This window comes from Erythrobacter litoralis (assembly GCF_029760855.1).
Taxonomy (GTDB): domain Bacteria; phylum Pseudomonadota; class Alphaproteobacteria; order Sphingomonadales; family Sphingomonadaceae; genus Qipengyuania; species Qipengyuania litoralis_A.
The window spans coordinates 164,196-176,416 of sequence record NZ_SOSI01000005.1; the positions used below are offsets into that span (position 1 = coordinate 164,196).

Consider the following 12,221-nt stretch of genomic DNA (forward strand, 5'->3'; position numbering starts at 1 on the left):
ATGGAACACGGTCCTGACCGGGAAATTGCCTTCCCCTTCCAGCACCTGTGTGCGCGCCACGTGTGCCAGAGCACCGCCGCGTAGGGAAGAACCTAAAGCCCGTAAGTTATGACAAGCCCCGCCGAGAGGGTCATGACCATGATAAGCACGAGCGGCACACCGGTGCGGATATAGTCGCCGAAAGTGTAGGAGCCCTCGCCCATGATGAGCATGTTCGTCTGGTAGGCGATGGGTGTCGCATAGCACAGGTTCGAGCCGAACAGTACGGCCAGCACCAGCGGTTCCGCGGGCATGCCCAGTTGCGCCGCGATGGCGAAGGCGATGGGCGTGCCGACCGTGGCCGCCGTGGCGTTCGAGGCAAAATTGGTAAGGAAGGTCATCACCAGCATGATGGTGGCGATCGCCGCGGCAGGGGTAAGATATTGCAGGCCGGTCGCCATGACGAGGCCGATCCAGTCCGCCGCCCCGCTGTCGAGGATGATGCGACCGATGGCAATGCTGGCCGCAATCAGGACGATTACGGAGGCCGATAGGGCACGACCCACACGGTCGAACCGCACGCAACCGGTCACGAACATCAGGATCGCACCTGCGAGCGCGGAAATAGCGATTGGCAGCAGGCCGATCGAAGCGAGCGCGATGGTCCCGAACATAATGCCCGCCGCCAGCGTCGCGCGCGACCGGCGTGGCAACTCGCGCATTCCTTCGAGGATGAGCAGGCTATCGGTCCGCGCGAAATGTTCGAGATCGTCCGGCAGACCCATTACCAGCAGCACGTCGCCTTCGGCAAAACGAGTATCGCCTCCTTCGGAGGTGCGGGACTTTTCGCCCAGCAGCCGGTCGGGCCGGTGGGTGCCGATCACGGCAACTTCGTAGAGGTCGGCGATCCCGGAACTCGGGAGGGTGCGACCGATAAGGCGCGAATCCGCCGTTACCGTCATCTCGACTACGGCGATATCGGTGTGCGTATCGTGACTGCGGCGGCGGATTCGATCAATTACCCAGCTCGGCGCGGCATCCCCGCGCAGGACGGACATCGCCTCTTCGATCGCCTCGTGCGTGCCAGTGATGCGCAGACGCTGCTGCGGGCGAAGCAAGCCGGGCGGCACGTCGTGGAACTGAATGCCCCCCGGCAGGCGGGACGCGATTTCCTTGAGTTCGCGCCCGTTGAGAATCGAATCCTCGGTGACGCGCAGGCGGGATTCGAACTGGCGCAGGGCGTGTTGCTGCTCGATCCGGTTGTCCGACAACATGCGCGGCATGACGAGCCAGATATAGGGCAGCGCCACCAGCGCGGCGATCAGGACGAGCGGCGTGAAATGGAACACGTCCATCCGCTCCATGCCGAGATCGACCGCGATCGAGACGACGAGGATGTTGGTGGACGTCCCGATGGTCGTCGCCACACCGCCGAGCAGGGATGCAGCATTGAGCGGGATCAGCGCTTTCGACGCCGGCATCAGCCCGCGCGCGGCAAGGCTCACGAAAATAGGGATCAGCAGCACCAGCACCGGCGTGTTGTTGACGAACATCGACAGCACGAAACACACGACGAGGCTGAACAGCAGGCCAAGCTGCAGGTTGAACTTGAACATCCGCTCAAGAAAGCGAGCCGCCGGATCGAGTGCGCCGGTCACGACCAGCCCCCGCCCCATGATCATCAGCGCGCAAATGGTGATGAGCGCGTAATGCCCGAAACCGCCGAATGCGAGCGCCAGGCCGTCGGTTGGCCGGTCTCCCTCCAGCGGGAAGAAATACAGGCCCACTGCGATCACCGCGATGGTGAGCAGCGAGACGATCTCGATGGACAGCCGCCCGCGTGCGAAGGCGACGAACATGATGGCCGTCAGGACCATGGCGGCGATGGCGTGAGGAGATGGTGCAGGGATCATGTCGATGCCCCGCCAATTCAGCCGAGAAACCAACAAACCTCAAGCAAATTACGAGGACGTGGCGGCTGCAAGGCAAGAAAAATGGTGCCCCTGGCCCGACTCGAACGGGCACTCCGTAAGGAACTCGATTTTGAGTCGAGCGCGTCTACCAATTCCACCACAGGGGCACTGCGGTCCGCGCCGATTAGCGGCACCGGGCGGCAGGTTCAAGCGCCGATCACGACCGACACCTAATCTGCTCCCGCAGACCTCAGCTTCAGGCCTTGAGGGCCCCGACCAGCATCTTGTGCAGTTTGGAGTGCAGCGTGTCGTTCGCCGCGAGGACCTGCGCCGCATGGATCGGCTGTGAGCGGCCGCGGAAATCGGAGACGAAGCCCCCGGCCTCGCGCACGATCAGGCAGCCGGCCGCCGTGTCCCAATCGTTGAGGCCGCTTTCCCAGAACCCGTCGAACCGCCCCGCCGCAAGCCATGCGAGATCGAGCGAGGCTGCGCCGTAGCGGCGGATGCCTGCCACGTTCGGGCCGATGGCCGCGAATATTTTCGACCACTCAGAAAAGTCGCCATGCCCCTGAAACGGGATACCGGTCGCGATCAGCGCTTCGGAAGGATTGCGCCGCGCCGAAACGCGCAGGCGGCCATCGTGCAGCCAAGCGCCGCGTGTCTTCTCCGCCCAGAACGTTTCGTCGGTGACGGGATTGTAGACGACTGCCGCCGTCACATCGCCCCAGCCCCCGCCGCCGAGCTTCGGTTCCTGGCAGGCAATGCTGACCGCGAAATGCGGTATGCCGTGGAGGAAATTGCTCGTCCCGTCGAGCGGATCGATAATCCAGCGCGGCTTGTTCTCATCGCCTTCGATCACGCCGGCTTCTTCGAGCACGAAGCCCCAATCGGGCCGCGCATGCAGCAATTCGTCGTAGATCGTGCGCTCTGCGATGCGATCGGCCTTGGAGACGAAATCCGCCGGTCCCTTGCGGCTGACCTGCAGGTGCTCGACCTCGCCGAAGTCTCGGCGCAAGCGGCCACCCGCCTTGCGCGCGGCCTTTTCCATGACGCGGATTATTCCGGATAAAGCGGCCATGTGGGTCTCAGCTCGCCTTACCGACGTAGCTTTGCTCGTAAACATCGACCACGATCCGCGTGCCGCTCTCGATATGCGGCGGCACCATGATGCGCACGCCGTTGTCGAGCACGGCAGGCTTGTAGCTAGAGGAGGCGGTCTGCCCCTTCACCACCGCATCGGCCTCGACGATCTCGGCCTCGATCTGCGCGGGCAGTTCCACCGAAATGGGCTTTTCCTCCCACAGTTCGAGCTGCACCTGCATGCCGTCCTGAAGGAACGGACGAGCATCGCCCAAAAGATCGCTCGGCAGATGGATCTGTTCGTACGTGTCGGTGTCCATGAACACCAACATGTCGCCGTCTTCGTAGAGGAACTGGTATTCCTTGGTGTCGAGCCGCACCTTTTCGACCGTGTCGGCGCTGCGGAAGCGGACGTTCGTCTTGCGACCGTCCTGCAGGTTCTTCATCTCGACCTGCATGTAGGCGCCGCCCTTGCCCGGCTGGGTATGCTGGATCTTGGCGACCTTCCAGATGCCGTTTTCATACTCGATGATGTTGCCGGGACGGATGTCCACGCCGCTGATCTTCATGGGATTACCTTCGATAGGAAAGAGCGCCCGCCGGCGAAGCGTCAGGCCATTGGCCGCGCGCCTTACAGAACCGCGCCCCGCGGGGCAAGCGGGTGGCGCATCGCGGCGCGCTCCGGTATGGCGGCGGCGGAGGACAGGACAATGCTTCGCACCATCGGATCAGCCGCGGCGCTCGCCTTAACAGCGGTGCCCGCGCCATCGCAGGCGCAGGGCCGCCTGGTCTTGCTACCCGCTGGCGAGTACACCTGCGCCCTTCCCGGAAACGCCGCCGGTCGTGCCTGGATTACGCAACCTTCACGCAGCTTCGCGATCCTGCGCGCCTCGCGCTATCGCACCGCCGAAGGGTCGGGCACTTACCTGATGAAGGGGAAACGCGTGCGATTTACGCGTGGGCCGATGCGGGGCATGGAGATGATGCAGGTCTCGTCCGGCATGCTGCGAATTGTCGAGGACGACGGCAAGCTTGGGCGGCTCCGCTGCAATCGCTCGGGGCCGGCCACCGACTAATTCGAGCTCTCTCCCGCAAGCAGCGGAAAGGGATTGAGGGCATTGGCCGGCTCCCACCATTCCGCATCCGGAGTCGTCTGCAATATCGCGAAATGGAGGTGCGGCGCTTCTTCCGAGGCATTGCCGCTGCTGCCCACCGTGCCGATCCGCTGACCGCGGCGGACCTGCTGTCCTTCCTTCAGGCCTTCGGCATATTTGTCGAGATGGGCATAGTAGTAGATCGTCTCACCGTCCTTGCTGCGCACATAGATCGTCCTCCCGCCGGCTTTGGACTGGAACAGTTTTTCCACCCGTCCGGGCGCAGCCGAAAGCACGGTGGTACCCGTCGGTGCCATGATGTCGATCGCCTCGTGCAGCCGCGTGCCATTGCCGCGCGCATCGCTGTAAGTGTCGGTCAGATCATCGGGCCGGACATTCAGCACCGGAACGACGAGTTCGTTCGGAGCCGCCATTGAAGGCGCTGCAGCGCTTGCGTCGTCCAGCCCGCCGGAATTGACCGCTGCATCCGAACGGGCCGCGACCCCGGGTGCGCTCTCGTTGGACGAGGGGCTGGGCAAGGCATCGGCCGGGCGGGTCGAGCCGCGCTGGCTATCGGCCGTTGCATTCTCGATGAGCGAGCCGCCGGCGACGATCCAGATCAGGCTGGTGATCGTGGCGGTGACGACGATGGTCAGGATGCGGTCGATGAGCGGCATAGGTGAAGTCTATCCCGTTACGCTTCGAAAATCACCTGTGTCGATTGCGATACCATCTGGGCCAGCCGCGCGGCATCCCAATTGGTCAGGCGGACGCAGCCATGGCTCTGCGCGCGGCCGATGGTCGAAGGATCGGGCGTGCCGTGAATACCGTAGTGTTCCTTGCTCAGATCGATCCAGACCACGCCCACCGGCCCGTTCGGTCCCGGAGGCAGATCGTAGCTTTCGCCCGATTTCTGGCCACCTGTGAGGACTTCCGGACTATAGGCATAGGTTGGGTTGTGTGCGATGCCGACGATATCCCATTCACCGAGCGGCAAGGGGAATTCGCTCGAACCACTGCTGACGGTGAAGAGCGCGACCAGCGTGTCGCCTTGGTAGGCCTTTAAAGTCTTGCCCGCCTTGCTGACAACGATGCGATCGACTTCGGGCTGCTCGCTACCCACGCCGAGCGTGGCAAGCGTCTGCTGCCAGGAAAGGTCCTTGACGGCGCCTGGCGCGATGCGGTCGCCGCCGATATTCGGCACGCGAAGCTGCTGCCCCGCCTGGAAATAGCTTTTCGGCCCCGGCTGCGGTGTGAAGCCCGTGCCGCTTGCCGAAGGGGTCGGCGAAGGCGAGCCGCTGGCCGTGGCGGACGGCGTCGGACTAGGCGATGCGCTCGCGGGACCCTTCATGCCCGCCGGCCTGCCATTGGGATTGAGCTGCTTCAGCACATCGACGGTGGTATGAAACCGTTCGGCCAGTTTCTCGTCGAGCGAACTGTAGCCCAGTCGCTGCATCTTCGCCTGGTCCTCGGCATCGTCCGGCGTTTTGTAGTAGGTCGGGCTGCCCCAATTCGGCGGGACGGTGACCACGCGGGTCGCCGGGATCTGCTCCCATTCCGCAAGCGCCTGTTTGGTGGCCTCGTCCAGTTCGCCGGTCACTTCGAGATTGTTGGCGGTCTGGAAACCATTGAGCGCGTTTTCGGTGCTCATGCCCATTTTGCCATCGATCACGCCCGGGCCGAAGCCTTCCCGGTCGAGCACGACCTGTGCCTGCATGATGGGCCGGTCCTCTGGATCGGGGATCGCATCGTCGGCTCCGGCCATCGCATCGCCCTTGCCCGCGGCATCGTCGTTCGACGCCATGGTGTCGGCAAGATTGTCGCCGCTGTAGGTGTCGTAGCCGTAATCGTTGGACGATGCCTGCGCGCCCGTATCGTCCTGCGCGGTTTCATTGTCCTTGCCCTGCAATCCGCAGGCGGCGAGAGCCAGCGACGAAGCGGCAGCAACGAGGAATGTGCGCATTGAAATCTCCCGAACCCGGAGCGCGACTGGCCCCGTTCGGAAAAGATAACTTACGAAGCGGACATTTGCTCCGCGAACGCCTTCACCGCCTCGGTTTCGTCGCCCGACCAGATTGCGCCGGACACGGCAAGGAAATCGGCACCGGCCTCGACCAGCGGGCGACAGTTCGCGGGCGTGATCCCGCCTATCGCCACGCAGGGTATCTCGACCATTTCGTGCCACCATTCGAGCAGTTCGAGTTCGGGGCGATGCTCGCTCGCTTTCGTTTCGCTAGGGTAGAAGGCACCGAAGGCGACGTAATCCGCGCCTGCCTCGCCAGCTTCGATCGCCAAGTGGCGCGAAGCGTGACAGGTTACCCCGATCTGCGCATCACGGCCGAGTTCGTCGCGCGCTTCCCGCGGGTCTCCGTCGCGTTGGCCGAGATGGACGCCGTCCGCGCCGAGCCTTTTCGCGAGTGCAATCGAATCGTTCACGATGAAGGCGACGTCGCGCGTCCGGCAAATTTCGAGCAACGGCTCGGCCAGGGTGGCAGCTTCGTGCTGGTCGACGTCCTTCACGCGGAACTGGAACGCTGTGACGAGGCCGGGCGCAGCATCGATCGCACGGGCGAGGCGTTCGGGAAAAGCGCCGCCGACTTGGAGCGGCGAAATCAGGTAAAGCTGGCAGGCGGGCTGGGTCATCGCGCGGCCTCTAACCCCTCCCGGGCAGGTGGCCAAGCGTTCGGGCGGCGTTCATCGAAAATAGCAGACGTTTGCGGACATGAAACGCACGCTTGCCTTGTTCGCTCTCCCCCTTATCGCCGCCGCGCCGCTTGGCGGGGAAGTCGCTTTGGGTGAAGCACAGGCGTTTGGCACGGATGTTTCCGTTACGCCCAATGCCGTAATCGAAGACAGCCGCTGCCCGCCCGACGTCATGTGCATCCAGGCGGGCAGGCTCGTCGTCGCGGCGACCTTCCGTAATGGCGGCACGGCGCAGGCTGCCGATCTCGAACTCGGCGGCACGATGCGGGTCAAGGGCGGGATGCTGACGCTCGCAAGCGCGACACCGCCAGCCCCTGCCAATACTGAGGGCGACGACGAAGCGGAGCCTACCCCGCTTCGCGTTACCTATACGTTCGCACCCGATACGATGGAGTGACGCCTCAGGCGGCCTGCTCCACACTGGCGCAGGCGATTTCGTCGATCGCATTGCCGAGCGCTTGATCAAACTGCTGGTCGTCCATCTTCGCTTGGAGCACTTCGAGCAAGGCGCGGCTGAAGCTCGCGATCATGCCGTCGTTCTTCGCCAGCTCGCGGCAGGCTTCCTCGCGGCTGTAACCGCCCGAAAGCGCCACCACGCGCAGCACCTGCGGATGGTCGATCAACGGCTTGTAAAGGTTCGGCTCGCTTGGAATGGTGAGCTTCCACATTACCTGCTTGCCTTCGGGCACACGCTCCATCTGATCGAGTGCGGCAGACAGCAGCAACGCCTCGGCCTGCGCACGGCTCTCGCTTTTCAGGCTGACTTCCGGCTCAAGGATCGGACAAAGCCCTGCGTCGAGGATCTGCAAGCCGAAATCCATCTGCTGCCGGATATTCTCCTTGATGCCCTGCTCGTCCGCTTCGTGAATGACCGAGCGCATCTTGGTGCCAAACACGCCGAGCGACTTGGCGCGCGCGCATTGCTCGTTCAGGCCGGGCATGTCCTTCATGAGCTGCACGCCGTTCGCCGTATCGTGCATGCCCTTGTCTACTTTGAGGAACGGCACCACGCCGCGGCGGCTGAGCAGTTCGGGTATGGGCGAGCCTTCCGAATTGCAGCCTTCCATGGTTTTTTCGAACAGGATCGCACCGATCACCTTGCCACTGGTGAAGCTGGGCGAATCCACGATGCGGCAGCGCATTTCGTGAATCTTGGCGAACATCTCGTCCTCGCCGTCCCATTCGCTGTCGTCCACGCCGTAAGCCTGTAGCGCCTTGGGTGTCGATCCGCCCGACTGGTCGAGTGCCGCGATAAAGCCCTGTCCGTCGCGCATCTGCGCCGTCATTTCGTCGAAGTTCATGAAAAACTACCTCGTGTGCATTGATGGTGCATTCGTATGCGCGGGCTGTAGAGACCGCTTTGTGCAATCGCAACATGGCCGCGCGAACTTATCTCGTTGTGAGACGTAACCTGATTGGCAATCCGGATTTTCCCGTATTGTATCCTTGGAGACCACATATCGCCGATCAGGATACCAGCGAGCTTCGCGGGAAAGGCGGATGGCTCGGCGCCGCGGCGCTCGCCTTCGTGCTGTTCGTCGCACTTTCCGGCGCGACGCAGCTGACGCCGCTGTTCCCGACCTATGTCGAACGCGAGATCCTCAGCTCCTTCACCACGACCCTGGTGTTCGCGATTTATGTCGCCGGCGCGCTCGGCATGATGTGGGTGGGGGGATCGCTGTCGCGCAAATACGGCCGCAAGGCCCTGCTCGGCGCGGCGCTTGCCTCCATTTTGCTCGCCGACATCGCCTTCTATTTCGCGAGCGGGTTGCCGCTGCTCCTGCTGGGGCGGTTCCTGTCGGGTGCCGGCGTGGGCGTGTTCGTCGCGATCGGCTCACTCGCCGTGATCGACCAACTGGACGAGAAGTACTCGGAAGGCGGGGCCTTGTTGGCGGCCTGCGCCAATGTGGGCGGTTTGGCCGTAGGGTCGATCTTCGCCGGATTCGTTGCCGAACTGACCCCCCGCCCGCTGCATACACCGTTTCTAGTCCATCTGGCCCTGATCGTAGTCGCTTTCGGAGCCTTGATGCTGTCAGCGAAAACCCTCGCCAACGATACGGACTCGGAAATCGACTACTCGCTCCCCCAGATCCCCGGTGAGGCGCGCGGAGTATTCATTCCCTCCGCCATAGCCGCTTTCGCCGCGTTCTCGGTGGGCGGTTTCTTCGGTGCCTTCGTCCCATCCTTCGCCAGCGAGGAACTGGGCTTCACCAGCGCCCTTACGATCGGAATTGTCTCCTCGCTGGCCTTCGCGGCGACGATCTTCGGCAATATCGCGGCGACCGTACTTCCCGAACGCTACGCCCCGCTCATCGGCGCGGTCGTGCTTCTCGTTGGTGCATGCACGCTTGGCACGGGGCTTGCCGTGGTGTCTCTCGCCTTGCTCGCGAGCGGGGCGCTGATTGCCGGTACGGGCAACGGCATCGCGTTGCAATCCGGGCTAAACGCGATCAAACGGGAATCAGACGAAGAGAACGAGACCGAAGCCGTCACGCTGTTCTTCATGATCGCCTACAGTGCGCTTGCTTTGCCGATCCTGCTGGCGGGCGTGGTGCAGCAATTCTTCAGCCTGAAGACGACTGCGGTCGGCTTCGCCGTCGGCATAGCGCTGATGGTGGCGGTAGCGATCGTACTGCTGTGGCGCCAGCTCAGGAGCGACGCGTAATCTTGCGGATGATGCCGGTGAAGCTCAGCACCGGCTTGTCATCTGCCGAAATTATGCCGCGAACGTAGATCGTCTTACCGCCCGCCCGGGTAACTTCGCCGCGCGCCACCATCATCTGACCGGTTTCGGCCGCATCGAGGAAGTCGGCGGAGAGGTTCATCGTCACTCCGTGCGAAGAGCCTAGCGCATCGCCTGCAATGGTGAAGATCGCGCTGTCGGCGAACGTCATCAGACAGCCGCCATGCATGAAACCCGCGCCGTTCATATGGCGAGGTTCGGCGCGAAAGGCGGAGATACGATCGCCGTTTTCGTCGACCTTCTCGTAAAACGGGCCCGCGCGCTGCTCGAAAGCGTCGCTTTTCCACGTCGACCATCCGGCCCATTCGCCTTCGGTGACCGGCTGTAGCCCGCCACTCGACCCGACCGCTTCGTTCTCGCTCACGCCGTCAGCGCCGCGACGCCAGGAAGATCCTTGCCTTCCATCCATTCGAGAAAGGCCCCGCCCGCGGTCGAAACGAAGGTAAAATCGTCTTTCACGCCCGCATGGGCGAGCGCTGCGACGGTATCGCCGCCGCCCGCGACGCTGGTAAGCGAACCGCCTTCGGTAAGCGCAGCCGCCGTCTTCGCCAGCGCAACGGTCGCCGTATCGAAGGGTTCGATCTCGAATGCGCCCAGCGGTCCGTTCCACACCAACGTGCGGCAGGTCTTGAGCACATCGCCGAGGGCTTCGACAGCTTGCGGGCCGACATCGAGGATCATCTCGTCCTCGGCGACTTCGTGCACGTTGCAGGTGCGCACGCTCGGCGGATTGGCTGCAAATTCCTTCGCCACGATGACATCATAGGGCAGATGCACCGTGCAGCCCGCATGATCGGCGCTGTCCATGATGCGGTTGGCGGTATCCGTCAGGTCGTGCTCGCACAGCGACTTGCCGACATCGACCCCGCGTGCGGCAAGGAAGGTGTTGGCCATGCCGCCACCGATGATGAGGTGCTGTACCTTGCCGACGAGGTTTTCCAGCACGTCGAGCTTGGTGGAAACCTTCGCCCCGCCGACTACGGCCGCGACCGGTTGCTCCGGATTGCCGAGCGCCGCGTCGAGCGCTTTCAGTTCGATTTCCATCGCGCGCCCGGCATAAGCGGGCAGAAGGCGCGCCAGTCCTTCCGTGCTGGCATGGGCGCGGTGCGCGGCGGAAAAGGCGTCGTTGACGTAGAAATCGCCGTGCGCGGCAATGGCCTTGGCGAATTCGGGATCGTTCGCTTCTTCGCCCGGCCAGAACCGGACATTGTCGAGCAGGCCAATATCGCCATTGCGCAGGATGCCGATCGATTGTTCGACCACCGGGCCGCTGACCTCGGAGATGTACATGACCTCTTTACCGAGCACGTCCTCCACATCGTCCTGCACGTAGCTGGTCGACATCGTCGAGTTGCGCTGCCCCTTCGGCCTCCCGAAATGCGCGAACAGCAAGATCTTCGCGCCCTTGTCCGCCAGTTCGAGGATGGTCGGCTTGACCGCCTCGACCCGCGTAACATCGGAGGCGCGCCCTCCCTGCATCGGTAGATTGAGATCCACCCGCACAAGCGCGACCTTGCCGGCGATATCGCCGAGATCGTCGAGGGTTTTGAAATTCGGCATTCTGAATTCCGTTCATCCTGAGCCTGTCGAAGGATCGTTCTTCACTTCGAGCGCGGCGCTGAAAGTAAGTACAGCCGTTGACCCGCGGTCGGCTTCGCTCCCGATAAGCTCAGGGCGAACGGCTGCTCGTTAAAGCAGCCTCGCCATGACGCCGGTCGTGTCGATCATGCGGTTGGAAAAACCCCACTCGTTATCGTACCAGCTCACCACGCGGGCAAGCTTGCCTTCGAGCACGGCGGTCTCGAGGCTGTCGACCGTCGAGCTGGCCGGATAATGGTTGAAGTCGCTCGAAACCAGCGGCTGGTCGGTGAAAGCGAGTACGCCCTTCATTGCCCCTTCCGATGCAGCCTTCAGCGCATCGTTCAATTCGTCGGCGCTGGTGTCGCGGCCCGGCACGAAGGTCAGGTCGACCAGGCTGACATTGGGCGTTGGCACGCGCACGCTCGATCCATCGAGCTTGCCCTTCAGTTCGGGCAGCACCAGACCGACCGCGCGGGCCGCGCCGGTGGTGGTGGGAATCATGTTCTGCGCCCCGCCGCGCGCCCGGCGCATGTCCTTGTGCATCTGGTCGAGCATGCGCTGATCGTTGGTGTAGGAGTGGATCGTGGTCATGAAACCGCGTTCGATTCCGACCGTGTCGTGGCAGACCTTGGCGATCGGCGCGAGGCAGTTGGTCGTGCAGCTGGCATTGGAGACGATATCGTCTTCGGCCGTCAGCGTATCCTGATTGACGCCGAACACGATGGTCTTGGAAACGCCGGTCGCGGGGGCGGAGATCAGCACGCGCTTGGCCCCGGCTTCGAGATGCGGGCGGGCCGCCTCGTCCGACTGGAAGAAGCCGGTGCATTCCAGCACGATGTCGATGCCCATGTCCTTGTGCGGCAGCTTGCCCGGTTCGCGCTCGGACGTGACCTTGATGGTCTTGCCGTTGACAATCAGTTCGTTGTCGCCGGTTTCCACCGTGCCGGGGAAGCGGCCATGCGTGCTGTCGTACTGGAACAGGATGGCGTTGGCTTCGGTGTCGGCCAGGTCGTTGATCGCGATAAGCTCGAGATCGTGGTCGTCCCTTTCCAGCAGTGCGCGCGCCACGAGGCGGCCGATACGTCCGAAACCGTTGATTGCAACCTTGGTCGCCATGATAAAGCTCCT

Annotated in this window: 13 protein-coding genes and 1 tRNA gene; 3 read left to right on the forward strand and 11 right to left on the reverse strand. The window is 63.2% G+C overall.

The annotated features are described in order from the left end of the window. Nucleotides 1-92: 92 nt before the first annotated feature. From E3U23_RS10885 to efp, 4 genes are all read right to left on the reverse strand, one after another. Nucleotides 93-1,892: an SLC13 family permease gene (locus E3U23_RS10885; protein ID WP_279351289.1), complete on the reverse strand. Its 1,800-nt coding sequence runs from the start codon at nucleotides 1,890-1,892 to the stop codon at nucleotides 93-95. Between the two features lie 82 nt (nucleotides 1,893-1,974). Beyond that, a tRNA-Leu gene (locus E3U23_RS10890) sits at nucleotides 1,975-2,059 on the reverse strand. An 89-nt stretch (nucleotides 2,060-2,148) separates the two neighbouring features. Next, nucleotides 2,149-2,970 (reverse strand): inositol monophosphatase family protein, encoded by an 822-nt coding sequence (locus tag E3U23_RS10895; RefSeq protein WP_279351290.1) that lies wholly within the window; start codon nucleotides 2,968-2,970, stop codon nucleotides 2,149-2,151. Nucleotides 2,971-2,977: 7 nt separating this feature from the next. Beyond that, nucleotides 2,978-3,541, reverse strand: a complete 564-nt coding sequence (efp, locus tag E3U23_RS10900) for an elongation factor P (RefSeq protein ID WP_279351291.1) — start codon at nucleotides 3,539-3,541, stop codon at nucleotides 2,978-2,980. Between the two features lie 141 nt (nucleotides 3,542-3,682). Between efp and E3U23_RS10905 the strand changes: the two genes are divergently transcribed. After that, the gene (locus tag E3U23_RS10905; RefSeq protein ID WP_279351292.1) at nucleotides 3,683-4,048 is read left to right on the forward strand and encodes an elongation factor P; all 366 of its coding nucleotides are present in this window, start codon (nucleotides 3,683-3,685) and stop codon (nucleotides 4,046-4,048) included. On the opposite strand, the gene E3U23_RS10910 is transcribed toward E3U23_RS10905, so the two are convergent. From E3U23_RS10910 to thiE, 3 genes are read right to left on the reverse strand one after another with little or no spacing between them, the layout of a single operon-like run. Further along, the gene (locus tag E3U23_RS10910; protein WP_279351293.1) at nucleotides 4,045-4,743 is read right to left on the reverse strand and encodes a M23 family metallopeptidase; all 699 of its coding nucleotides are present in this window, start codon (nucleotides 4,741-4,743) and stop codon (nucleotides 4,045-4,047) included. The genes E3U23_RS10905 and E3U23_RS10910 overlap by 4 nt on opposite strands. A 17-nt stretch (nucleotides 4,744-4,760) precedes the next feature. Further along, a complete protein-coding gene (locus E3U23_RS10915; RefSeq protein WP_279351294.1) occupies nucleotides 4,761-6,029 on the reverse strand; it encodes a L,D-transpeptidase family protein in 1,269 nt (422 codons plus the stop codon). 50 nt (nucleotides 6,030-6,079) lie between these two features. Further along, entirely contained in the window at nucleotides 6,080-6,709 is a 630-nt protein-coding gene (thiE, locus tag E3U23_RS10920) for a thiamine phosphate synthase (protein WP_279351295.1), read from the reverse strand. Between the two features lie 79 nt (nucleotides 6,710-6,788). Between thiE and E3U23_RS10925 the strand changes: the two genes are divergently transcribed. Beyond that, nucleotides 6,789-7,166 (forward strand): hypothetical protein, encoded by a 378-nt coding sequence (locus E3U23_RS10925; protein WP_279351296.1) that lies wholly within the window; start codon nucleotides 6,789-6,791, stop codon nucleotides 7,164-7,166. Between the two features lie 4 nt (nucleotides 7,167-7,170). Here E3U23_RS10925 and E3U23_RS10930 read toward each other — a convergent pair whose 3' ends face one another. Continuing rightward, on the reverse strand, nucleotides 7,171-8,070 hold the full coding sequence (locus E3U23_RS10930; RefSeq protein WP_279351297.1) for a fructose bisphosphate aldolase: 900 nt from the start codon (nucleotides 8,068-8,070) through the stop codon (nucleotides 7,171-7,173). Between the two features lie 74 nt (nucleotides 8,071-8,144). On the opposite strand from E3U23_RS10930, the gene E3U23_RS10935 reads away from it, so the two are divergent. After that, the gene (locus tag E3U23_RS10935; protein WP_279351298.1) at nucleotides 8,145-9,434 is read left to right on the forward strand and encodes an MFS transporter; all 1,290 of its coding nucleotides are present in this window, start codon (nucleotides 8,145-8,147) and stop codon (nucleotides 9,432-9,434) included. Here E3U23_RS10935 and E3U23_RS10940 read toward each other — a convergent pair. The 3 genes from E3U23_RS10940 to gap all read right to left on the reverse strand — a co-directional run bounded on the left by E3U23_RS10940 (nucleotide 9,418) and on the right by gap (nucleotide 12,209). Next, nucleotides 9,418-9,876, reverse strand: a complete 459-nt coding sequence (locus E3U23_RS10940) for a PaaI family thioesterase (protein WP_279351299.1) — start codon at nucleotides 9,874-9,876, stop codon at nucleotides 9,418-9,420. The two genes, E3U23_RS10935 and E3U23_RS10940, sit on opposite strands and share 17 nt — an antisense overlap. Continuing rightward, nucleotides 9,873-11,072, reverse strand: coding sequence for a phosphoglycerate kinase (locus E3U23_RS10945; protein WP_279351300.1), 1,200 nt, complete (start codon nucleotides 11,070-11,072; stop codon nucleotides 9,873-9,875). The genes E3U23_RS10940 and E3U23_RS10945 overlap by 4 nt, the downstream gene beginning before the upstream one ends. A gap of 129 nt (nucleotides 11,073-11,201) precedes the next feature. Then, complete coding sequence (gene gap, locus E3U23_RS10950; RefSeq protein WP_279351301.1) at nucleotides 11,202-12,209, reverse strand: type I glyceraldehyde-3-phosphate dehydrogenase; 1,008 nt, start codon at nucleotides 12,207-12,209, stop codon at nucleotides 11,202-11,204. Between the last annotated feature and the right edge of the window lie 12 nt (nucleotides 12,210-12,221).

Excerpts from the sequence above, each read along its gene's own strand:
- E3U23_RS10910 (WP_279351293.1), bottom strand. The coding sequence starts at position 4,743 with ATGCCGCTCATCGACCGCATCCTGACCATCGTCGTCACCGCCACGATC.
- efp (WP_279351291.1), bottom strand. The coding sequence starts at position 3,541 with ATGAAGATCAGCGGCGTGGACATCCGTCCCGGCAACATCATCGAGTAT.
- thiE (WP_279351295.1), bottom strand. The coding sequence starts at position 6,709 with ATGACCCAGCCCGCCTGCCAGCTTTACCTGATTTCGCCGCTCCAAGTC.
- E3U23_RS10945 (WP_279351300.1), bottom strand. The coding sequence starts at position 11,072 with ATGCCGAATTTCAAAACCCTCGACGATCTCGGCGATATCGCCGGCAAG.
- E3U23_RS10930 (WP_279351297.1), bottom strand. The coding sequence starts at position 8,070 with ATGAACTTCGACGAAATGACGGCGCAGATGCGCGACGGACAGGGCTTT.
- E3U23_RS10915 (WP_279351294.1), bottom strand. The coding sequence starts at position 6,029 with ATGCGCACATTCCTCGTTGCTGCCGCTTCGTCGCTGGCTCTCGCCGCC.
- gap (WP_279351301.1), bottom strand. The coding sequence starts at position 12,209 with ATGGCGACCAAGGTTGCAATCAACGGTTTCGGACGTATCGGCCGCCTC.
- E3U23_RS10885 (WP_279351289.1), bottom strand. The coding sequence starts at position 1,892 with ATGATCCCTGCACCATCTCCTCACGCCATCGCCGCCATGGTCCTGACG.
- E3U23_RS10935 (WP_279351298.1), top strand. The coding sequence starts at position 8,145 with ATGGCCGCGCGAACTTATCTCGTTGTGAGACGTAACCTGATTGGCAAT.
- E3U23_RS10895 (WP_279351290.1), bottom strand. The coding sequence starts at position 2,970 with ATGGCCGCTTTATCCGGAATAATCCGCGTCATGGAAAAGGCCGCGCGC.
- E3U23_RS10925 (WP_279351296.1), top strand. The coding sequence starts at position 6,789 with ATGAAACGCACGCTTGCCTTGTTCGCTCTCCCCCTTATCGCCGCCGCG.
- E3U23_RS10905 (WP_279351292.1), top strand. The coding sequence starts at position 3,683 with ATGCTTCGCACCATCGGATCAGCCGCGGCGCTCGCCTTAACAGCGGTG.